Origin of the sequence: Kocuria sp. CPCC 205258, assembly GCF_040981005.1 — a bacterium.
In the GTDB taxonomy this organism is placed as follows: Bacteria; Actinomycetota; Actinomycetes; order Actinomycetales; family Micrococcaceae; genus Kocuria; species Kocuria rosea.
Genome location: NZ_JAVKPS010000001.1, coordinates 252,024 through 275,687, shown reverse-complemented (window position 1 = coordinate 275,687; position 23,664 = coordinate 252,024). Strand labels below are relative to the sequence as shown.

The following is a 23,664-nucleotide window of genomic DNA, read 5'->3' as shown; positions in this document are numbered from 1 at the left end:
CGGTGCGGCTCCTGGCGGCTCAGCCGTGGACCAGGGACGCGTGGACGACCAGGTTCTCGTCGAAGGAGCCGGTCGCGGGGTCGTAGCCGTCGCAGGTGATCAGGCGCAGCTCCGGGCCGGCGGTGTTGCCGTAGACGCGCAGCGTGGGGAACGCCGCCTTCTCGTACCGCTCGACGGCGTCCACGGCGAACACCGCCGCCGAGCCGTCCCGGCGGGTCACGGTGATCAGGTCCCCCGGGGTCAGGCGGTGCAGGTCGGCGAACACGCCGGGGCCGCCGCCGGTGGCGTTGACGTGGCCCAGCAGCACGGATGGGCCGGCCTCGCCCGGGGTCGGTGAGTGCCGGTACCAGCCGGCCGGTGCGCCGGGGCCCTCCGGAGGGACCTCCAGGCTCCGATCGGGGCGCAGCCCGAGTTGCACGAGCTCGTCGTCCAGTCCGATGCGCTCCACCGACAGGCGCTCCGGCGGCGACTCGGGAAGGGCCTCCGGCGCTGGAGACGGCGCCTGCCCCGCGTCCGCGGGGGCGCTCGCCCGAACGGGCGGCGGCGAGGACGGTGCCGACAGGGCGCCCGCAGCGAGGGGCACGACGCGCTCCGCGACCGACCCGCGCTCCGCCGTCGTCCCCGGCGCGGGGCTGTCACCGGTGCACCACAGGGCCAGGACCACGGCGAGCCCCGCCACCCCCGTGCGGAGGTGGCGGGGCTCGCGGCGGTGCCGGGCCATCCGGTGCCCGCCGGTCAGCGTCCGCCGGCCACCCGGCGGCGCACGCCCACGGCGGCGCCCAGCGCGAGCATGCCGAGGACGGCCGCACCGATGATCCCGTTCGTGTCCGAGCCGGTCCCGGCGGTCTCCACGCCCGTGTCGGCAGGACCCTCCGGCACGGCCATCTGGGCGGGCGCCAGGACGCCGCAGGCCACCGGGATGTCGGAGGCGAGGGGCAGGTCGGGGGCCATCGGATTGACCTTGGCCTGCGCCGCGGCCGAGAGGGCCGCCGGGTCCGCGCCGTGGACGTTGACCACGGCGGTGCCGTTCTGCAGGGCCGCGACCATCGCGGCGTCCACCGGGACGGTCCGCTGGTAGGTGTAGGAGTCACCGGCGGGGAACCGGTCGATCGCCACGGCCGAGGCCGGGGTCGTGTCGCCGGAGGTGGTGAGGGAGGCCCCGATCCCACCCGTCCAGGGCTGGCCCTCCATGGAGCTGACCGCGCCGTCCCCGTCGGCGTCGGCCGTCGGGGGAGCGCACATCCCCTGGCCCCCGATGTGGATGTGCTGGGCGTGCGGATACGGTGCGCCCTGGAACAGGGCGGGAGCACCGGCGACGTCGACGGTCACCGTGGCCTCCTGGCCCGAGACCTCGACGACCGCGGTCCCGGCGGCGGTGCTGCCGTTGACGGGCGCGAGCTCGGCCTGGAAGGACCAGCTGTCGGCCGCGGCGGCCGGGGTGGCGGGTAGCGCGAGGGCCGCGAGGGCCAGGGCGGGTGCTGCGAGCAGAGCGGACTTCTTCACGGGATCGGCCTCTCGGTGGGAGCGACAAGACGGGAAGTGACGCAAAGCACAGTTTACTGATGGTTTTGGGGGCGTCGAGGCTCGAGAGGCAAGTGCTTTTGTGAACCAAGGGCGTCGAGGATGCTTGGCGTGTCTGCTGCAGGGGCGCCGCCCTCGAAGGATCGGCACGAGAGCGGCGCCCGGAGAGCTCGGCCGACTGTGCTCCGGTGTCCCCCCACGTGCATCGCACATCGGACCCGTGAGCCGGCCGCGGCTCGTCGATGCAAGGGTACTGAGCTGTCATTGGATGTTCATCATTTCGTAAGCCGCCTCACAGTGTGGGCAGTCCCCGCTCCCACGTGCGGGGACTGCCTGAGACGCCCGGTGCCGCAGCCGGGGGCCGGGGCGTCTTCGCGGCTCGGGGAGTGTGCCCCGGAGGGCTCAGTAGGCCGTGCGCGCGACGTTCCTGGCCCAGGCCTCGAACGGCGCGGTGCGCTCGGCGAGGGCCACCGGGCGCACCGGCAGCGACCGTTCGTGCTCGGGCTTGGCGAAGTACTCGTAGAACTCGGCGTCGTCGAAGCCGCCGGCGGCCGCGTCGTGCCGGTCCGCGGCGAACCAGACGGCGTCCAGCCGGGCCCACAACGAGGCGGACAGGCACATGGGGCACGGCTCGCAGCTGGTGTAGAGGGTCGCGCCCGAGAGGTCGAAGGTGCCCAGCTCGCGGCAGGCGGCGCGGATCGCCATGACCTCCGCGTGCGCGGTGGGGTCGTTGTCGGCCGTGACGCGGTTGACGCCGCTGAAGCGGCGGCCGTCGGCGGTGACGACGACGGCGCCGAAGGGGCCGCCGTCGACGGCGGCGTTGCCCACCGCCAGGTCGATGGCCTCCAGCAGCAGCTGCCGGGCGTCGGCGGGCGGGGTGCGGTCAGTGTCCATGCGGAACTCCCGGGGTGGGGGCAGATGTCGCCGGGGAGCGTCCCGGGCCGGGACGGGGGGACGTGCGCCGACGGCGGCCGCTGCGTGGTCGATGGTGCGGTTCTGCCTGGTAGATGGCCCGGGGATCCGGGCCCGCCGTGGGCCTGTCCAGAGGTTACCGAGGAGTGTGCCCGACCACAACAGGTGCCCCGGCGTGCCGGCGGGGGAGGAGGGCCGGGCTCCGCGTGCCGCGCCGCCCGCGCTGTGTCACGCCGCCCGTCCCTCGGTCGATCCTCCGGCGAACCGTGGAACACTGCTGACAGCACTGCTCCCGGTTCCTCGGAGCATCAGCGGGCACGCCGTCCGGCGGGCCCACGACACCGGAAGGAGCGGCCATGGGCCGGCAGGCGAGACCCTCCGGCACGCCCGAGCCCCTCCGTCTGGGGCTGCGCGCCAACGCCGCCCAGTTCACGCTCCTGGTGGCGGTCAACGCCCTGGTCGGCGGCATGGTCGGCCAGCAGCAGACCGTCCTGCCGCTGCTGGCCGCCGACGAGTTCGGGCTGACCGGCTACACCTTCATCTTCACCTACGTGGCCGCGTTCGGGATCACCAAGGCGATCGCCAACTGGTTCGCCGGCACCTTCTCCGACCGGTACGGGCGCAAACCGGTGCTGCTGGTGGGGTGGCTGTTCGCCGTGCCGGTGCCGCTGCTGCTGATCTTCGCCCCGGACTGGTGGTGGGTCGTGGCCGCCAACGTGCTGCTCGGCGTCAACCAGGGCCTGACCTGGTCCACGACCGTGGTGATGAAGATCGACCTCGTGGGCCCGGCCCAGCGCGGACTGGCGATGGGGCTCAACGAGGCCGCCGGCTACGGGGCGGTGGCCGTCACCTCCCTGCTGGCCGGGTACCTCGCCGAGCAGTACGGGCTGCGCCCGGCGCCGTTCCTGCTGGGGTTGGCCTACACCGCCCTGGCGCTGCTGCTGTCGGGGGCCTTCGTGAAGGAGACCCGTGGCCACGCCCTGCTCGACGCCGGCCGGCACACCCCGCGCGCCGACGGGATGCACGACCACCTGCACGCCGGTCTCACCGACCGCCAGATCATCGCCCAGACCAGCCTGAAGGAACCCGCGCTGTCCTCGGCCAGCCAGGCGGGACTGGTCAACAACCTGAACTTCGGGCTCTCCTGGGGCCTGTTCCCCCTGCTGTTCGCCACCGCCGAGCTCACCGTGTCCCAGATCGGGCTGCTCTTCGCCCTCTACCCCGGGGTGTGGGGGATCGGGCAGCTGGTCACCGGCGCCCTGTCGGACCGGGTCGGGCGCAAGCACCTGATCACCGTCGGAATGGCTACCCAGGCCGCGGCCCTGGCCGTCATCGCCGCCGGCGACGGGTTCGGCGGCTGGGCTGCCGGCACCGTGCTGCTGGGGGCCGGTACCGCGATGGTCTACCCGACGCTGCTGGCCGTGATCGGCGACGTCGCCCACCCCGCCTGGCGCGGCCGGGCCGTGGGCGTCTATCGCGTCTGGCGGGACCTGGGCTACGCGGTCGGGGCCGTCCTCGGGGGGATCGTGGCCGACCTGCTGGGCCTGCACGCCGCGGTCTGGGCCGCCGCCGGCATCAGCGCCGTCTCGGCCCTGGTCGTGGCGGCGCGGATGTACGAGACCCACCAGCCGGTCCCTGCCGGCCCGCGGGACTGAGCCCACCGGACCGAGCCCACGGGACCGATCCCGCGGGACCGATCCCACGGGATCGAGCCCGCGGGGTGGGAAGCCCCCTGGTGCCGTTGTGCGGCCCGGGAGGCCCCGGCCGGGGGGGCGACCCCGGGCCTCGAGGGCCCTGCGACCGGTCGCTAGAGTGGGGAGCGCCCACCCGCCGCACCGGGTCCGCACCCCACCGGGCCCGGGCCGGACCGTCGCCGGCGCCGCGCCGGCGACCGGAGTCCCCGAGCTCACAGGAGGACGCCCCTCCCATGGCCGACCTGTTCGACTTCAACCACGGCGGCGCCACGCACCCCGGCGTGCGCGCCGCCGTCCACCCCGGAGCGGGCTCCGGCGAGCACGCGGTGCTGTACACCGTGGTCGCCGAGACGGAACGGCATATCGTCCTCGACGACGGCTTCACCTACGACAAGCGCACCGGCGTGGTCCAGGGCCCCGCGGGACGGCCCACGCTCCAGGACCGCATGACGGCCACCGAGGGCAGCGCCATGTTCGCCTCCTGGTCCCGGACCGCCCAGCGGCCCCGCCGGCCGGACGGCCGCCCGGGCGGCCGTCCGCGGAGCGCACCGGCGCGACGCCTCGGCTCGCTGCTCCGCCGGCTCGGACGCCGGTGAGGCCTCCGGCGACCTGCGGGGCCGCACGCTGACGCCCTCCGGCGCGGGCAGGCCATAGGCTGGTCGGCGGACCCGTCCACCCGTTTCCCTGAGGAGTGCACCGTGCCCCTGATCCAGCGACACCTGTTCGGCCCCGGCCCGTCCAACCCTTACCCGGAGGCCACGGCGGCGCTGGGCCACCCGCTGCTCGGCCACCTGGATCCCGCCTTCCTCGACGTCATGGACAGCGCCTGCGACGGCCTGCGCACGGTCTGGGGCACGGACAACCGGCGCACCCTGCCGCTGAGCGCCACCGGCTCCGCCGGCATGGAGGCGGCGTTCGTCAACACGGTGGAGGAGGGCGACGTCGTCGTCGTCGCCGTCAACGGGCTGTTCGGCGAGCGCATGTGCGACGTCGCGGCCCGGTGCGGCGCCGAGGTGGTGCGCGTGGACTTCCCCTACGGGGAGCCGATCGACCCGCAGCGCGTCGCGGAGGCGCACCCGTCCCCGAAGATCATCGCGGCGGTGCACGCGGAGACCTCCACGGGCGTGCGCTCCGACATCGCCGCGCTGGGGGAGCTCAAGGGCGACGCCCTGCTGCTCGTGGACGCGGTCACGTCCATCGGCGGCATCGAGCTGCGCGCGGACGAATGGGGGGTGGACCTCGGCTACGCGGGCACCCAGAAGTGCCTGGGGGTCGCCCCGGGACTGGCGCCGTTCACGATCTCGGACGCCGCGTTCGAGCGCCGGGTGCAGCACCCCCGCTCCTGGTACCTGGACCTGGGCATGCTCGGCGGCTACGTGGGCGAGGCCCAGGGCCGGGCACGGACCTACCACCACACCGCGCCCACGGCGATGATCGCGTCCCTGGACGCCGCGCTGCGCCGGATCGCCGAGGAGGGCCTGGAGAACGTCTGGGCCCGTCACCAGGCCGCGGGCGACGCGCTCCAGGCCGGGCTGCAGGACATGGGGCTGGAGCTGTTCGCCGCCGAGGGGCACCGCCTCCCGGAGCTGACCACGGTCAAGGTGCCCGAGGGCGTCGACTCCGCCTGGGTGCGGGCCTACCTGCTGGAGCACTTCTCCGTGGAGATCGGGGCGGGCGTGAAGGAGTACGCGAACACCGTGTGGCGGATCGGCCTGATGGGCCCCAACGCCGACGCCGGGTCGGTGGCCCTCGTCCTGGGCGCCCTCCAGGAGGCGCTGCGGAAGGTCCCCGCCCTGGTGTGAGCCGCTCCGCGTCCGCTCGGATGAGGTCGGTCTCGGAGCGCTCGATGCGCTCCCCGGTGCCGGGGTCCGCCACCGTGCGGCGGGTGGAGCGGCGCCGGGACGGCACGGCGTCGGGCCCCCGCCCGACGCGGAGGGTCATGTTCGGTCACGCCGCCGCCGGCGCCTCGTGTCCCGCGGGGCGACCCGTGCTCCCCGGCCCGGCGCCGCGCTGCTCGGGCGGCCCGGGGTCGCGGCGGGGCGGAGCGGGAAGCGTGCTGCCGAAACCGCCGCTGGCAAGGCACGATCCCCCGGCCACTGCGCCGGCGGAGCACGCACCCGGGCGGCGCAGGTCTCCCGCGCACGCCGCCCGGCGGCCGGTGCGCCCCGTGCCGGTGGCACGACCCCGGGCTGCTCCGGCACGGAGCCGCCCGCCGGGGCGCCGGGGCCTGTAGCCGGACCCGTCCGGCTCTGCTTCTATTGAGGAACGTGGGGACCTACCGAGGAGGAACATCCGATGGAAACCTGGATCTGGATCGTGCTGGCCCTGGCCGTGCTGGCCGTGGTCGTCCTGGCCGTGCTGGCCGGAAGCCGCAAGAAGAAGGAGCGCGAGGTCGTGGAGCGGCGGGAGAACCAGCAGCGCGCCGCCGAGCTGCGCGCCCGCAGCGAGGAGGAGGACCTCTCGGCCCGCGAGCGGAAGGCGGACGCGGACGCGGCCCGCGCCGAGGCCGAGAAGGCCCGGATCGAGGCCGACCGCCTCGAGCAGGACGCCCAGCGGCGCACCGAGGACGCCGAGAAGGTCCGCCAGGAGGCGGAGACCCACCGCCGGGACGCCGCCTCGCTCGCCCCGGACGGGGACGACTCCACCCCTGCTGACGCCTCCCGCGGACGCCGCGAGGACGTCACCGACCGTGCCTCCGGGACGCGCTCCGACGAGGCCCCCTGGCAGGACGGCGACGCCGGACCGGACACCCGGACCCGGCACGACGGCGACGCCCGGAGCGCCGGCGACACCCTTCACGACGGCAGCGCCCGCCCCGACGGCGACCACGGTCCCGGGGACCGGCCGCGCACCTGAGCCCCGGCTCGGACGCGGCGGCCGTCGAGCCGCGGAGAGCGAGCGGGGCCGGTGCGGGGATCCCGCACCGGCCCCGCTCGCTTCCCGCGGTCACTTCTCCCAGGGAGCCTTGATGGGGTAGTAGCGCTCCAGGAACTCCGTCATCCGCTCCGCGCGCTCGGGACCTGGCACCTCCGGGAAGCTGCCGTCGTTGAGGCAGAACATGTCGAGGTTGCGGCGGCCGAGCAGCTTCTCCATCTGCTGCAGCCCGGCGCGCGTGGTGGTGTCCACGTACTCCGTGCGGGCCGTCTCCTGGGTCACGGCCCGGCCGGTCAGCAGCGCGTAGTAGTGGTAGAGCGAGTTCGTCACCGAGATGTTGTCCGCCGCGCGGAAGCGGCTGGACGCGGTGCGGGCGAACTCCGCCGGGAACTCCCGCTCCATCTCGGCCACCACGCTGCGCCGCAGGGGCGCGGCGCAGTGCTGCAGGTGGCGGGTGGTGATCCGGCCGAAGCGCTCCCACAGGAGCCGGCGGTTGACGCGGGCGGCGTTCTCGAAGCCGGAGCGCTCGGCGGAGTTCTCGCCCAGGCCGATGCGGGTCTCGTTCTCCACGAACTTCGTGATCCCGCCCGGGGAGAAGAACAGCGCCGGGCCGATCGGGCGGCCGAAGAACATGTCGTCGTTGGAGTACAGGTAGTGCTCCGAGAGCCCCTCGATGTGGTGCAGCTGCGCCTCCACCGCCTGGGAGTTGTAGATCGGCAGGGCCGAGGTGTCCGCGAAGAACTCCTCGCTGCGCACGACCCGCACGCGCGGGTGCTCGGCCAGCCACGCCGGCGGCCGGGAGTCGGTGGCGATGTGGATGTTGCGCACCCACGGGGCGAACATGTGCACCGAGCGCAGGGCGTACTTCAGCTCGTCGACCTGCCGGAAGCGGGCCTCGTGCGCGTCGCCCTCGCCCACCACGGCGTCGGCCATGTACGAGGCCCGGACCCGGCGGTACTCCTCGTCGGAGCCGTCCACCCACGAGAAGATCATGTCGACCGCGAAGTCGATGTCGATGGCGTGGTCGGCGAACATGTTCTCGATCGTGGGCCAGGTGAGGCCGAAGCGCTCCACGGTGCCGCGCACGGCCTCGGCCACCGGGACGGTGCGCCGGGTCAGCGAGTTCTCGATGGGCAGCCGGATCTCGTCCTCGCCGAACTCCCACAGCTCCACCTGCACCCCGGTGCCGGCGCCGTAGTAGAGCCTGGCCTCCGCGGAGTAGTGGGGCCGGAACAGCCGCAGGACCCGCGCGTTGCGGCGCGAGGACAGCTCGCCGTCGGCCAGCAGCTGCACAGTCTTCTTCTTGGTGTCCATCGGCTTGACGTAGTACGGCTCGCCCACGGCCGCGTCCACCAGGGCCTGCCGGAGCCGGGGCCGGTCCTTGAGGTCCACGGCGATGACGGGGCGCTCGTCGTTGCCCCGCACCAGCAGGTAGTCGACGCCCGCCGAGTCCAGGACCCCGCGCAGGAAGAGCAGGTTCTGGACCATGACGTCGTGCGGGGTCTGGTCCGTGATCCGCAGCGCGAAGCGGTCCTTGTAGCGGACCACGTCCTCGCGCTGGTCCAGGGCCGCGGCAGAGGCACGGGAAGCGGAGCGGAACACCTCGCCGTCCGTGCCGTCCTCGGGTGCCGCGAAGTACTCTGCGCCGAGCAGGGTCGTGTTGATGGTGCCTCCTCATGGTGTCGGGCCGCTGGGGCGGCGATCTCATGATAAGCCGCGACGGCCGGACTCAGGAGGGGAGGGGCTGGCAGCGCTCGCAGAACCACACCGCCCGGTCCCGCGGCGGCCCGGGGTACGGCTCGCCGGGCACGAGCTCGGCGTCGTCGATCCGCGCCTCCCGGACCGGGGCCCCGCACCGGCGGCACGGCTGCCGGCCGCGGCCGTAGACCCAGAACTGCTCGCCGCGACGGGCCGGGCCCCCCACCGTGGAGCGCTGCGAGCGGTCCCGGTTGACGTGCAGCAGCCGGTGGGAGAGGTCCACGACCGCGCCGAGGTCCGGGACCTCGGCCACCGGGGTGAAGGGGTGCAGCCGCTGGAGGAACAGGATCTCGTTGCGGTAGACGTTGCCGATGCCGGCGAGGTTGCGCTGGTCCATCAGCGCGGCCCCCACGCGCCGGCGGGGGTGGCGGGCGAGCCGGGCCAGGGCCTCCGCCCGGTCCCAGTCGGGGCCCAGCAGGTCCGGGCCGAGGTGGCCCACGAGCTCGTCCTCGTCGGCGGTGGCCACGAGGTCCAGCATGCCGAGGTCGAAGCCGACGGCCTGCGCGGCCGCGTTCTCGAGCACTGCCCGCGCCTGGTGGCCGGGGCGCCGCCACCGGGCGCCCCGCGGGTAGACGTGCCACATGCCCTCCATGAGCAGGTGGGAGTGCAGGGTGAGCGGGGGCAGGCCGTCGGGCCCGCCGTCGGTGCGGACCAGCAGGTGCTTGCCCCGCGGCACCACCTCGGTCACGGTGCGCCCCGAGAGGTCCGCGGTGGCGATCGACGGGAACCGGAGGTCGCTGCGGGTCAGGATCCTCCCGGCCAGAGCCCGGCGCAGCAGGACGGCCTGGCGGTAGACGGTGTCACCCTCGGGCACGGCCGCCCCCGGTGCTCGGGTCCGCGCTCATCGGCGCATCCTCAGGCCGCGCGGCGTCGAGTAGAACCCGCCGGCCAGCAGGGACTCCCGCACCGCGGTCTCGACGGGGCCGTGCCCCAGGACCCCGGCGCCGTTGACCTTCTCGACGGTCAGCTTGTCCACCGCCCCCCGGCGGACGGTCTCGGCCACGGCGGGTCCGGCGGCGGCCAGGGCGGCCGCGTCGTCGGTGAACGCGAGCACGGTCCGCCCGCCGCGCTCCACGTACAGGGCCAGGGCGCCGTCCACGAGCACGACGACGGCGCCCGCCTTGCGCCCGGGCCGGTGCCGCCCCGCGGGCGCGTCCCCGCCGTCCGGGGCGGGCACGGACACGGGCTCCGGCCACTCGAGGGCCGCCCCGTAGGGGTTCGCGGGGTCGGTCGCGGCGAGCGCCAGCGCCGCGGGCTCCTCGGCGCGGACCTGGTCGTCGGTGCTGAACGTGCGCAGGTGGTCCACCGTGGCGGCCTGCGCGAACTGGGCGGCGCCCAGGCCCTCGATGAAGTAGCCGCGGCGGGCCCGGCCCGTGTCCTCGAGCGTGGAGAGCACCTTGTAGACGGTGGCGAAGCCGCCGGGGAGCTCCTCGACCGCCACGGGGCCCTTGGTCACCACGCCGTAGCGGTCCATGAGCAGCTCCGCGGTGGCCGACGCCCGCAGCGTGGGGTCGAGGGGCTCGGGGCGCAGCATCGACCAGCGCCCGGCCACGAGCGGGGAGTCGTGGCGCTCCAGGGTGGCCGCCCGCGCCGGGGCGCGCAGCGCCCCGCCGATCCCCGGGCGGGAGGCCGCGCCGGGCCGCAGCCGGGCGGCACCCCGGCGGGACGTGGTGCGTCCCCGCGGGGCCTGGGCCCGGTGCCGGTGGGCGGCCTGCCCGCCGGAGAGCAGCGAGCGCACGGGCAGGAAGGTGTCGTTGGTGATCAGCCCGGACCAGACGAGGTTCCACAGCGCGGTGGTCAGCGCCGGGGCGGGAACCGGGTCCCCGGCGGCGTCGAGCAGGCCCAGCAGCTGCGGGAAGAACCACGCGCCGCCGGGGGCCAGGACGTCGAGGACCCGCCGCTCCAGCGTGGAGTCCAGGGCCGCCGCCGCGACCTCGAGGGTCTCGGCCGGGGGCAGGGTGAGCTGGGCCGCCTCGCTCAGGTGCAGCGACACCCATCCGTCGTCGCCCGCCAGGGACCCGGCCCCGGACCACAGGATCTCCCCGGTGGCGGTCAGCTCGTCCAGCAGCTCGGGCCGGTAGTCCGCCACCCGGGCGGCGAGCACCAGCGGCTCCCAGGCGGAGGCGGGGACGGCGACGCCCGCGAGCTGGTCCACCACCGTCAGCACCCCGTCCTCGCCGCGCAGCTGGTGGCCCCGGCCCACGTGCTGCCAGGCCGGCAGGAACCGGGCGTAGACCTGCCCGGAGACGGGCTCCACGTCCCGGCGCAGCGCGGCCAGCGAGCGGCGCCGGATCCGGCGCAGCACCTCGGACTCGCACCACTCGGAGGCCGCCGGGCCGGCCCCGCCGCCGTCGGGGCGCACCGGCCGGAACTCGCCCTCGACCACGCGCCGGTCCGCGGCCAGCCGCTCCAGCGTGGTGCGCACCACGGCCGTGCCCAGCCCGAGCCGCGCCGCGGCCTCGTCCACGGTGAAGGGCCCGTGGGTGCGGGCGTAGCGGGAGACGAGGTCGGCCAGCGGGTCCTCGACCGGTTCCACGAAGGCCAGCGGCACCCCCATGGGCAGGGGCACGCCCAGCGCGTCGCGCAGCCGGGAGGCGTCCTCGATCGCGGCCCAGTGCTCGACGCCGCGCAGGTGCACGCGCAGGGCGCGGTTGGCGGCCACGAGCTGCTCGAGCCACCCGGCGGCGACGTCCTCGGGGCACGCGGACTCCGGGTCCCCGGGGTCCTGGAGCCGGCGGACGGCCTCGGCGGTGGTGAGCGGGCCGAGCAGGCGCAGCAGGTCGGCCGCGCCCTCGACCCCGCGCAGCCGCCGGTCCGGGGCCAACCGCTGCAGCTCCGCCTCCGTGCGCTCGATGACCTCCGGGTCCAGCAGCTCCCGCAGCTCGGCGCGGCCCAGGAGCTCGTTCAGTAGGGCGGCGTCGAGGGACAGGACGGCCGCCTTGCGCTCCGCCAGCGGGGAGTCGCCCTCGTAGAGGAACTGGGCCACGTAGCCGAAGAGCAGGGTCCGGGCGAAGGGCGAGGGCTGCTCCGTGGTGGTCTCGACCACCCGGATCGCGCGCCGCTCGACCGCCCGGTGCAGCTCCTTGAGCGCGGGCAGGTCGTAGACGTCCTGGAGGCACTCGCGGATCGTCTCCAGGATGATCGGGAACTGCGGGTACTTCCGGGCGACGTCCAGCAGCTGCGCCGAGCGCTGGCGCTGCTGCCACAGCGGGGAGCGCCGGCCGGGGTCGCGCCGGGGCAGCAGCAGGGCCCGGGCGGCGCACTCCCGGAACCGGGAGGCGAACAGCGCGGAGCCGCCCACCTCCTCGGTGACGATCTGGTCGAGCTCGTCGGCGTCGAAGAGGAACAGCTCCGCGCCCGGGGGCTCCTCCTCCATGGCCGGCACGCGCAGCACGATCCCGTCGTCGGCGGCCTGCGCGGAGCCGTCGAGGCCGTACCGCTCGTGCAGCCGGGCCCCCACGGCCAGCGCCCACGGGGCGTGCACGGGCATCCCGAACGGGGAGTGCAGCACCACGCGCCAGTCCCCGAGCTCGTCGTGGAAGCGCTCGACGACGAACAGCCGGTCCGACGGGACCTGCCCCACGGCCTCCTTCTGCTCGCCCACGTAGGCCAGCAGGTTGTCGGCGGCCCACTCGTCGAGACCGGCCGCGCGCAGCCGGGAGCGGGCGTCCTCCGCGGAGGCCCCGGCGATCTCGCGGTTGAACCGGCCCACCGCGCGGCCCAGCTCCACGGGCCGGCCGGGGCCGTCGCCGTGCCAGAACGGGAGCTTGCCCGGCACGCCGGGGGCGGGGGAGACGATGACGCGGTCGTGGGTGATCTCCTCGATCCGCCAGCTCGAGGCGCCCAGGGCGATCACGTCCCCCACGCGGGACTCGTAGACCATCTCCTCGTCGAGCTCGCCCACCCGCCGGGAGTTCTTCCCGTCCTGCTCGCCCACGAGGTAGACCGCGAACAGGCCGCGGTCCGGGATCGTGCCGCCGGAGGTCACGGCCAGGCGCTGCGCCCCGGGCCGGCCCTCGATGGTGCCGGTCTCCCGGTCCCACACGATCCGCGGGCGCAGCTCGGCGAACTCGTCGGACGGGTAGCGGCCCGCGAGCAGGTCCAGTGTCGCGTCGTAGGCGGAGCGCGGCAGGGTCAGGAACGGGCAGGACCGGCGGACGGTGTCGAACCACTCCTCGACGTCGATCGGCCCCAGCGCGGTCGCCGCGACCGTCTGCTGGGCCAGGACGTCCAGGGGGTTGAGCGGGACCGCGAGCGGCTCGATCCGTCCCTGCAGCATCCGCTCCACCGTGACGGCGGCGTCCAGCAGGTCCCCGCGGTGCTTCGGGTAGAACCAGCCGCGCGAGACCTCGCCCACCTGGTGGCCGGCGCGGCCCACGCGCTGGAGGCCCGAGGCCGCCGAGGGCGGGGCCTCGATCTGGACCACCAGGTCCACCGCGCCCATGTCGATGCCCAGCTCCAGGGAGGAGGTGGCCACCACGCAGCGCAGCCGTCCGGTCTTGAGGTCGTCCTCGATCACCGCCCGCTGGTCCTTCGAGACCGACCCGTGGTGGGCGCGGGCCAGCACCGGCGCCGCGCCCTCGTAGCGGCCGGTCTGCCGGCGCAGGTCCGCGGGCTCGGGGGCGGCGGGCCCGCCGGTCGCGGCCGGCTCCTGCCCGGCGAGGGCGGAGCGCAGCACGTCCCCGACCTGCTGGGGCGCGGAGCCGGCCGGGGGCCCCGGCGCCCCGTCGTCGCCCGGACCGGTGCCGTCCGCGGGGGCGCCGTCCCGGGCCCCGCCGTGCGGGTCCTCGTGCTCCACGCGGAACGCGTAGATCTCGTTGAGCCGCGCGGTGAGCTTCTCGGCGAGGCCGCGGGAGTTGGCGAACACGATGGTCGACCGGTTCTCGAGCACCAGGTCCACGACCCGCTCCTCGACGTGCGGCCAGATCGACGCCGTGGTCGTGGGGGCGAGGGCGTCGAGGTCGTCGTCCCCGAAGGCCGAGCCGGCCAGGGACGGCGAGGCGCTCGGCCCGCCCAGCACGGTCATGTCCGGGATGGGCACCGAGACGGTGAGGTCCCACGTCTTCTCCGTGCGCGGCGCGACGACGGTGACCGGCTCCCGGCCGCCCAGGAACCGGGCGACCGTCTCGATCGGCTCGACGGTCGCGGACAGCCCGATGCGCTGCACCGGCTGCTCCAGCAGGGCGTCCAGCCGCTCGAGCGTGAGCGCCAGGTGCGCGCCCCGCTTGGTGCCGGCCACGGCGTGCACCTCGTCCACGATGACCGTCTGCACGTCCGTGAGGGTCTCCCGCGCCTTGGAGGTCAGCATCAGGTACAGCGACTCGGGGGTGGTGATGAGGATGTCCGGGGGGTTCGTGAGCAGGGCCCGGCGGATCGCCTGCGGTGTGTCCCCGGAGCGGACGCCCACGCTGATCTCCGGCGGCTCGATCCCGGCGTGCCGGGCCGTCTGCGAGATGCCGATCAGGGGGGCCCGCAGGTTGCGCTCCACGTCCACGCCCAGGGCCTTGAGCGGGGAGATGTAGAGGACGCGGGTCCCGCGCCGCTCGCCCGCGGTGCTCGCGGAGCGGGCCTTGGCCCGCAGGGTCCCGCCGGAGGCCGGGGCGCCGCCCGCAGGGCCGGGGGCGGGCCCGGCCGTCGTCCCGCCGCCGGGCGCGGCCTCCGCCACGAACCGGTCCAGGGCCCACAGGAACGCGGCCAGGGTCTTGCCGGAGCCGGTGGGCGCCACGATCAGGGCGTGGCGCCGCGCGGCGATGGCCCGCCACGCGCCCTCCTGGGCGGCGGTGGGCGCGGCGAACGCACCCGAGAACCAGGCCCGGGTGTGCTCGGTGAACAGGCTCAGGGCTGGTTCAGGCGCCAAAGCCCTGGATCTCGAGCTGGTGGATCCGCGGATCGCCGCAGGCCTCCACGGGGAAGGGGATCACGACGGACTCCGTGTTCTCGGGCGGGTAGACGCGCAGACCGGCGGCGGTCCGGGCGTCGCAGGTCGGGTGGTTGCCGGCCTGGCTCATGCGCAGGCCGGCGGTGACGGACTCCCCGGGCGCCAGGACCTGCCCGGTGCCGGGGACGGTGGCGTCCCGCAGGGCCGGGGAGCCGATCATCGTGCCGTCGGCGTCGACGAAGGACACCCCGGCGTAGCCGGCGAGCGTGCAGGGGCCCTCGCCCGCGTTGGTGAGGACGACGTCCACGTGGACGGAGCCGGCGGCGCCGCCCACGGGGGCGGCCGCGACCTCGAGTCCGGAGGTGGTGCACAGGGGCGAGCCGCCGGTGCGGGTGTGCGCGGTGCCGCCGCGGGCGGCCGTGCCGTCGCCCTCCGCGCCGGCGTCGGGGGCGCCGCCGTCCGTCCGCTCCGCCGCCGCCTCGTCCGGCCCGTCGTCGGCCCTGTCATCGTCCGTCCGGTCCGCGGCGGGCTCCGCCGCCGGGTCCTCCTCCGACGGGTCCTCCGCCGGCCCGGCGGTGCCCTGTCCGCCGGTCCGGTCCTCGGCCGGGGCCGTGGCGTCCTGCGTCCTGGTGGCCGGGGCGGTCTCCGGGGTCGCCGCCGAGGTCGGGGCCGGCCCGCTCTCGGCGGGGGCGCCGGCGGTGCCGGTCTGCTCGGGCTCCTCGCCCGCGCAGGCGGTGAGGAGCAGGGCTGCGGCGAGGGCGAGGGCTCCCAGGACGGGGCGGGGGGCGGGGGAGAGCGAAGACACGGGGGGATATCCTCCTCGGACGGACGTCGTGGCGTGCCACGTCCCGGGAAGGGATCCCTCCCAGGTGCTTCATTCTAGGCAGGGCCACCGACACCGCTGCCGGAGGCGGCGCCCGCCCCGGCCGGGGCCGCTCCCGGCGGGGGCTACCGCTCGCCGGGCTCCGCCGGGGGCAGCGCCGCGCGCATCACCTCGGCGAGGTGGACGCCGTCCGCGCCCGTGCCCTGGGCGATCTGGGTGCGGCACGAGAAGCCGTCGGCGAGCACGATCGTCCCGTCCGCCGCGGCCCGGATCGCGGGGAACAGCTCCCGCTCGCCGAGGGTCTGCGAGACCTCGTAGTGGCCGGGCTCGAAGCCCCAGTTGCCCGCGAGCCCGCAGCACCCGCCGCCGACCACGGCGGTGTCCACGCCCAGCTTCGCGAGGACCTCCAGCTCCGGGCCGTAGCCGCTCATGGACTGCTGGTGGCAGTGGACCTGGCACACGGCACCGGCGGGGCCCGCCTCGGTGGCCAGCTCCCGGAACGGCCACGCGCCGCCCTCGGCCAGGTGGCGGGCGGCGAACGCGCCGATCGTCGTCGTCAGTTCGGTGACCCGCCGGGCCCGGGGGTCGCCGGGGAGCAGCTCGGTGATCTCCTCCTGGAGCATGACCGTGCACGAGGGCTCGAGCCCGATGATCGGGTACCCGGCCTCGATCAGCGGCTCCATCACGTCCAGGGTCTGGCGGAGCACCTTCTGCGTCATCTCCAGCTGCCCGGTGGAGTGCCAGGTCAGCCCGCAGCAGACGTTGCCCATGGGCATCAGCACCCGGTAGCCCATGGCCTCGAGCACCTCCACGGCGGCCCTGCCGGGGGCGTCGGCGGAGAAGTTCGTGAACGTGTCCGGCCACAGCACCACGGACGGTCGGGCCTCGGCGGGCCCGCCCCCGGAGCGCGCTGCGGGACGGCCGCGGAACCACCGGGTGAGCGGCTGCTCGGCGAAGGAGATCATCCGCCGCCTCGGCTCGATCCCGCCGAGCCGCTTGGTCAGCTCCTCGACGCCGCGGTGGGACTCGAGGAGGTTGATCAGCCGGAAGGCGAGGGGCACCTTCTCCACGATCCGCATCAGCAGCGGCATCCAGCCCATCGTGAAGTGGGCCATCGGCCGCCGGTTCCGGCCCAGGAAGGAGCTCAGGCCGTGCCGGTAGTGGTGGTGCAGGAACTCGGCCTTGTACGTCGCCATGTCCACGTTGACCGGGCACTCGGACGCGCAGGCCTTGCAGGACAGGCACAGGTCGAGGGCCTCGAGGGTCTCCTTCGACTTCCAGCCGTCCGTGATGGACTCCCCGCGCAGCATCTCGGCGAGGGACCGGGCGCGGCCGCGGGTCGAGTGCACCTCGTCGTGGGTCGCCTGGAAGGACGGGCACATGGCGCCGACGTCGGAGCGGCAGGAGCCCACGCCCACGCACCGGTTGACCGCGCTGGAGAACGAGCCGCCGTCGCGGGAGAACGCGTGCACGGGCGTCAGCTCGAACGTGCGGGCGCCGGGCCCGGGGCGGACGCCCTGGTCGATGGGCTCCGGGTCCACGAGCACGCCGGGGTTGAAGACGCCGTCCGGGTCGAAGACGGCCTTGAACTCCGCGAAGGCGGCCAGGGCCTCGGGGGAGTAGATCGTGGCCAGCAGCTCGGACCGGGCGCGGCCGTCGCCGTGCTCGCCGGAGACCGAGCCGCCGTAGCGGTGCACGAGCCGCGCGGCGCGCTCGATGAACGTGCGATAGGTCGCCATCCCCTCCTCGGTGCCGAGGTCGAAGGAGATGCGGATGTGCACGCAGCCCTCCCCGAAGTGCCCGAAGGGGATGCCGGTGAGGCCCAGCTCGTGCAGCAGGTCGTAGAGGTCGCGCAGGTACTCGCCCAGGCGCGCCGGGGGGACCGCGGAGTCCTCCCACCCCGGCCAGGCCTCCCCGCCGTCGGGCAGGCGGGTGACGATCCCGGCGCCGGCCTCGCGGATCCGCCACAGGGCGCGGGCCTGCCCCGCGTCGGAGACGATCACGGAGTCCACGACGTTCTCCGGGACGAGCCCCGGCAGGGTGCGGGCGGCCGCCTCGGCCTCCTCGAGGGTGTCCGCGCCGACCTCGCAGTAGAGCCAGCCGCCGCCGCGGGGCAGCTCGCCGCCGGCGTGCTCCTGGCCCTGCCGGGTGCGCAGGGCGTCGAGCAGGTCCGCGCCCATGCCCTCGATGGTGTACACCCCGGGCACGCGCAGCTTCGGCGCCGCCGTGGCGGCCTCGAACGCGTCCTCGAAGCCCAGCACGGCCAGGGCCGTGTGGGCGGGCCTGCGGACCAGGCGGACCGTGAGCTCGGTGATGACCCCGCAGGTGCCCTCCGTGCCGGCGAAGGCCTTGGCGGCGTCGAAGCCCTTCTCGCCGAGCAGGTAGTGCAGCCCGTACCCGGAGACCTGGCGCGGGAACTGGCCGAGCTCGGTGCGCAGCATGGCCAGGTGCCGGTCCCGGATCCCGGTCAGCGCCCGGTCGATCCCCGGCTCGGAGGTGCCGCCCTCGTGCAGCTCCACCACCCGGCCGTCGGCGAGCATGACCTTCAGCGAGACCAGGTTGTCCGCCGACGTGCCCCACGCCACGGAGTGGGAGCCGCAGGCGTTGTTGGCGACCATCCCGCCGATCGTGCACCGCGAGTGCGTCGAGGGGTCGGGTCCGTAGGTGAGGCCGAACTCGGACGCCGCGGAGCGCAGCTGGTCGCAGATCACCCCGGGCTCGATCGTGGCGGTCATCGCCTCGGGGTCGATCGACAGGATCCTGTTGAAGTGCCGGGAGGTGTCGATGACCAGCCCGTCCCCGATCGCGTTGCCCGCCACGGAGGTGCCGCCGCCGCGGGAGACCACCGACCAGCCCCGCTCCTTCGCCAGCGCCAGCAGCTCGCGGATCTCCTCGACGCTGCGCGGCTCGGCCACCGCCTCGGGCAGCCGCCGGTAGATCGACGCGTCCGAGACGTAGGCGGCGCGGGTGGTGAGGTCCTCGCGGATGTCGGTCATGGTCCACTTTCCTGCGCGCCGGCGAGGCCGGTCCGTCCGGGGTCTGGTCAGGGCTGGCGGGGGCGTCCCCGCGGGGACGGGGGGCTCACCACTCGGGGGCGATGGTGACCTCGGCGCCGTCGAGCTCCTCCGCCCACTCGACCTGGCAGCTGAGCCGGGAGGTGTCGTGGCGGGTGTCGTCGAGCATGTCGAGGAGGTCCTCCTCCTCGTCGTTGATCTCGTTGGCCTTCGAGAAGGAGGTCCGGTCGAGGTAGGAGTGGCAGGTGGAGCAGGACGCGTTGCCGCCGCAGGTCGCGAGGATCGGGTACTTGTGGCGGGTGAGGGCCTCCATGAGGCTCTCGTAGTCCTTCCACTCGACGCCCTCGGTGCGGTTGCCCTCGCGGTCGATCACGGTGATGTTGATGCTGCTCACTGGGTGGCCTCCTCGGGGCACGGTCGCCCCTGGTCTCGACGTCGGAAATCCCGCCCCATTGTACGGTCGCGCGGCGGCGCCCACCGACGGGCGGGGGCCCGCGCCCGGCCCGTCCGGCTCGGCTCAGCCGGAGACCGGGAGCGGCCGGATCGTCAGGGACTGGGCGACCTGGCCCAGGTAGCCGGCCTCGTCGTGCAGCGCGGACTCGGTGAGGCCCACGCCGGTGTCGCCGAAGGTGACGTGCGTGTCGAGGCCCACCCACGGGGAGACCGGCTCCCGGACCAGGTGCACGCTCAGGTCCACGTTGGGGAAGACCATCTCGTCGGGGCCCACCCGCACGGCGATGCCGTTGGCGGCGTCCACGGCCGCCAGGAACCGCGCCGTGGTGGAGGACTCCTCCCCGGCGACGACGGCGTGCGGCGCGCGCAGCCACATGGCCGCCCGGCCGGGCCGGTGCTCGCGCACGGTGCGGCCCTCGAGGGAGGCGATGTAGCCGCCCGGCCACCGCCCGGTCATCGTGGCGGGCAGGGCGTCGCCCACCGGCGGCAGGGCCTCCCGGTGCGTGCCGGCGGTGTCGGCGGTCTCGCCCCGGAGCAGCCGCCACACGCTCAGCCGGATGCAGGAGCGCCCGGCGTGGCTCATGGTGGCCTCGACCAGCTCGATGGTGCGGCCCGGGCGGACCACGCGCGTGGTCACCTCGACCTCGCCGCCGGGGATGAAGCCGAGGATGTCGTAGGAGAAGCGCACGGGCAGGAGGTCCGCGCGCGGGTGGTCGGCCTCCACGGCGTGGGCGAGCAGCCCGGAGGCGGCGCCCATGTGCTGCTCGGCCTCGCTCCACGCGCCCTGCGAGTGCAGCGTCGAGCGGAACCGGGTGCGGTCCAGCCGCACGAAGTACGCGTCCGGGTACTCCTCCCCGTCCGCTCCCAGGTGTCCCAGCGTTCCGGTCATGGCTCCTCTTCGTCGTCGTGTCGTCATGGCTTCGTCGTCACTGCTGACGCGGACGACCTTACCCATCGCCCGGCTCACCACGTGCTCCTGCCCCGCCGGGCGCTTGTGGGACGTGGGTCTCCGCCAGTCGTCCGCGACGGCATCGTGGTGCGTGTAACGCACTGATTTTCCGGCTTGACCAGGGGAGATCCCCTCTAGGATGGGATCGGGGCCGGTGGCTCGGCGAGAGGACGCGCCGGGCGGTCCCTGCCGGGCGAGCGCCTCCGGGGCGCCTCCCGTACCGCACCGGCCACGCCGAGACCACCCGGGGGTGGACGCCATGACGGGCAGTGACGATGTCCCTCACGGTCTGGTCCCGCCTTGCGCCGACGGGCTCGTGCGCGAGCGCCTGGTGCGCCGCCTCGACGGTGTGCTCTCCGCCCGCCTCGGCCTCCTGGTGGCCCCGCACGGGACCGGCAAGACCACGCTGCTGGCCCACTGGGCGGCTCGCCGCACCGACCTCCTGATCTGGCACCGGATGGGTCCGGCGGACGCGCACCCCGCCCGGTTGCTGGCCTGTCTGGCCAGAGAGGTCGCCGTGCTGCTGGGCGGTCCGGAGCCACGAGCCACGGCGGAGCTGGCCTCACTGGCGGCTCGGGCCGGCCGCCCCCTGTTCATCGTGCTCGACGACGTGCACCTGGTCGCCGGGACCGCGGCCGAGACGGAGCTGGAGCGGCTGCTCCTCCTCAGCCCCCCCAATGTCCACATGCTGGTGGCGAGCCGGCGGGTGCCGTCCTTCAACCTGGCCCGGTCGGAGTTCTCCACAGCGGTGCTCGTCGACGGCGACGACCTCCGCTTCCGGGCCGACGAGGCCCACGCACTCTTCCGCGACGTCTACGGCTGTGCCCTGGAACCCGCCCAGATGCTCGACCTCGTGCGGACCACGGACGGCTGGGCTGCCGGTCTCCATCTCTTCCACCTCCACGCGATGCACCGCAGCCCCGTGGAGCGGCACCGGGCGGCGTGCACCGCCGGCGCCCACTACGCATGGGACTACCTGAGGCAGCACGTGCTGGAAGACCTCTCCGCGCAGGAGTCGGAACTGCTGCAGCTCGCCTCGATGTTCGACGTCGTGATCCCGCGGCGCTGCGACGAGCTCCACGGCGCGGCGGGTGCCGCGCAGCCCGTGCTGCACGAGCTGGGACGCCGGTCCCTCCTGTCGGACGACGACGTGGCGGGCGGACTGCGGATGCCCGAAGTGGTGCGCCGCTTCTTCGCGCAGGAGCTCCGGGACGGCACCGCGCAGGACCGCTACGCGCTCCTGCGCGGCCGTGCGGTCGCGCTGCTGGAGCGTGACGGCGACCTGGGCAACGCGCTCGAGCTGCTCGCGACGGACGGCAGGTGGGAGGAGGCCCGCCGCCTGATGGAGCGCTCCGGCGCGGCGGCCCTCGCCCCGGGGTCCTGCGGTTGGGCGGAGCGGCTGCCTCCCGACCTCGTCGGCACGGACGCGTGGTTCGGGCTCGCCGAGGCCCGCCGGCTGTTCGACGACGGGCGGTTCGGCGCGGCGCACACAGCGGCGTGCCGGGCCTTCGAGCAGACCGCGGATCCTCTCGGCGCGGCACTCGCCGTGCAGCTCCGGGACCGGGCGGCCGCGTGGAGCCTGCCCGACCGCGCGTGCTCCCCTGCTGCGGGGGCCGAGTCAGAACCAGCCCTGCGCACCGCGACCCGGCGAGACCCCGCGGGCGTCGCCCGGTCCCTGGGGCCCGATCCCCGTGACGAGGACCTGCTCGCGGCGGGCATCGCCTGGTTGCTGGCGGGCGACCGTTGCACCGCGCTGCCGCTGCTGCGCCGGTGCGCCCAGTGCCTCGGCCGGGACCAGCTCCCCGCGCTCGCGGCGCAGCTGGTCCTGGCCCTCTTCGAGGCCGAGGAGTCCCACCCCGCCACCGACGTGTCCTCCGGCGAGGTGGAGGCCGTGCACCGGCACGCACGGTGCGACGGGTTCTCCTGGCTGGCCCGGTTGTCGGAGGGTCTGCTGGCAGCCCTTTCCGACGGTCCCGCCGGGGCGGAGCTGACCGACGCCGTGGTCCGCGAGTGCGAGCGGCGTGGCGACGCATGGGGTGCGGCGCTGCTGCACGCAGCCATGGTCCTCGCCGGATCGCGCGGCGGCGGATCCTGCGGGGACGGGGCCGAGGTTCTCGCCGGCAGGTTCCGGGCGCTGGAGGCAGACGTGCTGGCCGGGTGGGCGACGTCCCTCGCCCCACGTCCCGTGGTGACGGGCGATGCGCCGCTCGAGGTGCGGGCCCTGCCCGGGGGGACGCGGACCGTCCCGGGCGGGCCGTCGGTCGAGGTCGCGTGCTTCGGTGGGCTCGCGGTGCGGCTCGGCACGGTGCCGGTGGACCTCGGTGCGGTGCGGCCCCGTGCTCGGACGGTGCTGAGGCTGCTGGCCCTGCACACCGGCCGGCCCGTGCACCGCGAGTGGCTCGCCGGCATCCTCTGGGAGGACCTGGACGGGCCCAGGGCCCTGCACAACCTGCAGGTGTGCATCTCGGCCCTGCGCACCGTGCTGCAGCGGCCGGGCGACCGCGACGGCCGGCGGGCGATCGTGCGCCAGGGCAACTCCTACGTGCTGTTCCCGGGTCCGGGCACGTGGTGCGATCTCGCCGAGTTCGACCGGTTCCTGCACGAGGCCGAGACGGCTCGCCGCCGGGGGGACCGAGCTCGGGCGGATGCGGCTCTGCAGCGTGCGGTCGAGCTGTACTCCGGTGACGTGTTCCCGGAGGAAGGTCCTGCGGAGTGGCTGCTGGAGACGCGCGACCACTTCCGGCTGCGCGCCGCGCAGGCCGCCGGGGCACTCGCGCGGACGAAGTCCTCCCTGGGACGCCGGGAGGCCGCCATCGCGGCGGCGGTCCGCAGCGTGGAGATCAACCCCTGGAGCGACGACTCGTGGCGGCTGCTCATCGAGCTGCTGCGGGACGCCGGGGAGGTGGCCGAGGCCGAGCGCACCCGGCGACGCTACAGCGACATGCTCGACTCCCTCGGCATCGCCCCGGGTCCCGGCTGACCGGCGGGCGCGTCGGGACGTCGCACCGGGCGCCCGTACCCGGCAGACCGGCCCCTACAGCAGATCGAGCAGCAGCCACAGGACGAGCAGGGCCGCCAGGACCCCGAGGACCCAGACCATCGGCGACCGTCCCCGGCGGGACGGCGTGGGCGGCGGGGGTACGGGTCGGGGGCTGTCCCGGCGGAGCTCCGTGGCGCACCGCCGGCAGAAGTGCCGTTCCGGCGGATTCCCCGTGCCGCACCGAGGACAGGCGACCTCACCGGGCGCGATCGACCTCTCGGGCTCGTCCTCCAGGGGGCGCGGCGCCCAGGCCCGGGTGTTCCCGGGTGGAACCGGCGGGGGTTCCCTCGTCGGTGGGACCGGTCCCGGCCCGCGAACCGTCGACGACGATCCGGGCCGCTCTGTGCCGTCGGGCGGTGACGGATTGCTCGGCCAGTGCCCGGGACCGGGCACGTCGTCCGGAATCCGCGGCAGCACGACGGTCCGGTCGTCGCGCTCGTCCGGATCGGGGGGCATCCTGCGCACCTTCTGCGGGTTGTGCCGCGTCGGGCCGCGCCCGGGGCCCGGGACCGGCCCGGAACGCGGCGGCGACGGACGGGGCAGTGGCTCGGGCCGCGACTGCGGAGGGGCCGGTCGCTCCGGACGCGGCGGCGGAGGGCGCCTGCTGGTCTCCGGCGCCGGAGGAGGCGCGGGAGTCCCGGATCGGGGCGGGGACTGCTCGTCCTCCCACGCCAGGTACGCGCCGCAGTTGGAGCAGAACTCGGCGCCCGCTGCGTTGCGGGTGCCGCACTCCGGACAGGTCTGCATC

16 protein-coding genes are annotated in these 23,664 nt (G+C 75.2%); 5 read left to right on the top strand and 11 right to left on the bottom strand.

Going from position 1 to position 23,664, the window contains the following annotated elements:
• Positions 1-19 precede the first annotated feature (19 nt).
• The 3 genes from RF644_RS01250 to RF644_RS01240 form a co-directional block, all read right to left on the bottom strand.
• Complete coding sequence (locus RF644_RS01250; protein ID WP_368795037.1) at positions 20-721, bottom strand: class F sortase; 702 nt, start codon at positions 719-721, stop codon at positions 20-22.
• A gap of 14 nt (positions 722-735) precedes the next feature.
• Positions 736-1,503: a hypothetical protein gene (locus RF644_RS01245; protein ID WP_368795036.1), complete on the bottom strand. Its 768-nt coding sequence runs from the start codon at positions 1,501-1,503 to the stop codon at positions 736-738.
• A gap of 420 nt (positions 1,504-1,923) precedes the next feature.
• Positions 1,924-2,415, bottom strand: a complete 492-nt coding sequence (locus RF644_RS01240; RefSeq protein ID WP_368795035.1) for a nucleoside deaminase — start codon at positions 2,413-2,415, stop codon at positions 1,924-1,926.
• Between the two features lie 374 nt (positions 2,416-2,789).
• Between RF644_RS01240 and RF644_RS01235 the strand changes: the two genes are divergently transcribed.
• From RF644_RS01235 to RF644_RS01220, 4 genes are all read left to right on the top strand, one after another.
• Complete coding sequence (locus tag RF644_RS01235) at positions 2,790-4,088, top strand: MFS transporter (RefSeq protein WP_368795034.1); 1,299 nt, start codon at positions 2,790-2,792, stop codon at positions 4,086-4,088.
• Between the two features lie 272 nt (positions 4,089-4,360).
• Complete coding sequence (locus RF644_RS01230) at positions 4,361-4,723, top strand: hypothetical protein (protein WP_368795033.1); 363 nt, start codon at positions 4,361-4,363, stop codon at positions 4,721-4,723.
• Between the two features lie 102 nt (positions 4,724-4,825).
• Positions 4,826-5,929, top strand: a complete 1,104-nt coding sequence (locus RF644_RS01225) for an alanine--glyoxylate aminotransferase family protein (RefSeq protein WP_368795031.1) — start codon at positions 4,826-4,828, stop codon at positions 5,927-5,929.
• A gap of 493 nt (positions 5,930-6,422) precedes the next feature.
• A complete protein-coding gene (locus RF644_RS01220; RefSeq protein WP_368795030.1) occupies positions 6,423-6,983 on the top strand; it encodes a hypothetical protein in 561 nt (186 codons plus the stop codon).
• 90 nt (positions 6,984-7,073) lie between these two features.
• Here the strand turns inward: RF644_RS01220 and RF644_RS01215 are convergent, their stop codons facing one another.
• From RF644_RS01215 to RF644_RS01185, 7 genes are all read right to left on the bottom strand, one after another.
• Entirely contained in the window at positions 7,074-8,603 is a 1,530-nt protein-coding gene (locus RF644_RS01215; protein ID WP_368795029.1) for a stealth conserved region 3 domain-containing protein, read from the bottom strand.
• A gap of 127 nt (positions 8,604-8,730) precedes the next feature.
• The gene (locus RF644_RS01210) at positions 8,731-9,573 is read right to left on the bottom strand and encodes a DNA-formamidopyrimidine glycosylase family protein (RefSeq protein ID WP_035927760.1); all 843 of its coding nucleotides are present in this window, start codon (positions 9,571-9,573) and stop codon (positions 8,731-8,733) included.
• A 27-nt stretch (positions 9,574-9,600) separates the two neighbouring features.
• Positions 9,601-14,616, bottom strand: a complete 5,016-nt coding sequence (locus RF644_RS01205; RefSeq protein ID WP_368795028.1) for a DEAD/DEAH box helicase — start codon at positions 14,614-14,616, stop codon at positions 9,601-9,603.
• The gene (locus RF644_RS01200; protein WP_368795027.1) at positions 14,606-15,442 is read right to left on the bottom strand and encodes a DUF4232 domain-containing protein; all 837 of its coding nucleotides are present in this window, start codon (positions 15,440-15,442) and stop codon (positions 14,606-14,608) included. The genes RF644_RS01205 and RF644_RS01200 overlap by 11 nt, the downstream gene beginning before the upstream one ends.
• Positions 15,443-15,585: 143 nt before the next feature.
• Entirely contained in the window at positions 15,586-18,456 is a 2,871-nt protein-coding gene (locus RF644_RS01195) for an FAD-binding and (Fe-S)-binding domain-containing protein (RefSeq protein ID WP_368795026.1), read from the bottom strand.
• 85 nt (positions 18,457-18,541) lie between these two features.
• Positions 18,542-18,868, bottom strand: a complete 327-nt coding sequence (locus RF644_RS01190) for a 2Fe-2S iron-sulfur cluster-binding protein (RefSeq protein WP_368795025.1) — start codon at positions 18,866-18,868, stop codon at positions 18,542-18,544.
• 123 nt (positions 18,869-18,991) lie between these two features.
• Positions 18,992-19,816, bottom strand: coding sequence for a thioesterase family protein (locus RF644_RS01185; RefSeq protein WP_368795024.1), 825 nt, complete (start codon positions 19,814-19,816; stop codon positions 18,992-18,994).
• A 376-nt stretch (positions 19,817-20,192) separates the two neighbouring features.
• Here RF644_RS01185 and RF644_RS01180 point away from each other — a divergent pair, with 376 nt between their 5' ends.
• Positions 20,193-22,856: a BTAD domain-containing putative transcriptional regulator gene (locus RF644_RS01180; RefSeq protein ID WP_368795023.1), complete on the top strand. Its 2,664-nt coding sequence runs from the start codon at positions 20,193-20,195 to the stop codon at positions 22,854-22,856.
• A gap of 54 nt (positions 22,857-22,910) precedes the next feature.
• On the opposite strand, the gene RF644_RS01175 is transcribed toward RF644_RS01180, so the two are convergent.
• Positions 22,911-23,663 carry a zinc-ribbon domain-containing protein gene (locus RF644_RS01175; RefSeq protein WP_368795022.1) on the bottom strand — a complete coding sequence of 251 codons (753 nt, stop codon included), beginning with the start codon at positions 23,661-23,663 and terminating at the stop codon, positions 22,911-22,913.
• Position 23,664: the final 1 nt, after the last annotated feature.

Excerpts from the sequence above, each read along its gene's own strand:
- RF644_RS01250 (WP_368795037.1), bottom strand. The coding sequence starts at position 721 with ATGGCCCGGCACCGCCGCGAGCCCCGCCACCTCCGCACGGGGGTGGCG.
- RF644_RS01240 (WP_368795035.1), bottom strand. The coding sequence starts at position 2,415 with ATGGACACTGACCGCACCCCGCCCGCCGACGCCCGGCAGCTGCTGCTG.
- RF644_RS01235 (WP_368795034.1), top strand. The coding sequence starts at position 2,790 with ATGGGCCGGCAGGCGAGACCCTCCGGCACGCCCGAGCCCCTCCGTCTG.
- RF644_RS01230 (WP_368795033.1), top strand. The coding sequence starts at position 4,361 with ATGGCCGACCTGTTCGACTTCAACCACGGCGGCGCCACGCACCCCGGC.
- RF644_RS01220 (WP_368795030.1), top strand. The coding sequence starts at position 6,423 with ATGGAAACCTGGATCTGGATCGTGCTGGCCCTGGCCGTGCTGGCCGTG.
- RF644_RS01195 (WP_368795026.1), bottom strand. The coding sequence starts at position 18,456 with ATGACCGACATCCGCGAGGACCTCACCACCCGCGCCGCCTACGTCTCG.
- RF644_RS01185 (WP_368795024.1), bottom strand. The coding sequence starts at position 19,816 with ATGACCGGAACGCTGGGACACCTGGGAGCGGACGGGGAGGAGTACCCG.
- RF644_RS01175 (WP_368795022.1), bottom strand. The coding sequence starts at position 23,663 with ATGCAGACCTGTCCGGAGTGCGGCACCCGCAACGCAGCGGGCGCCGAG.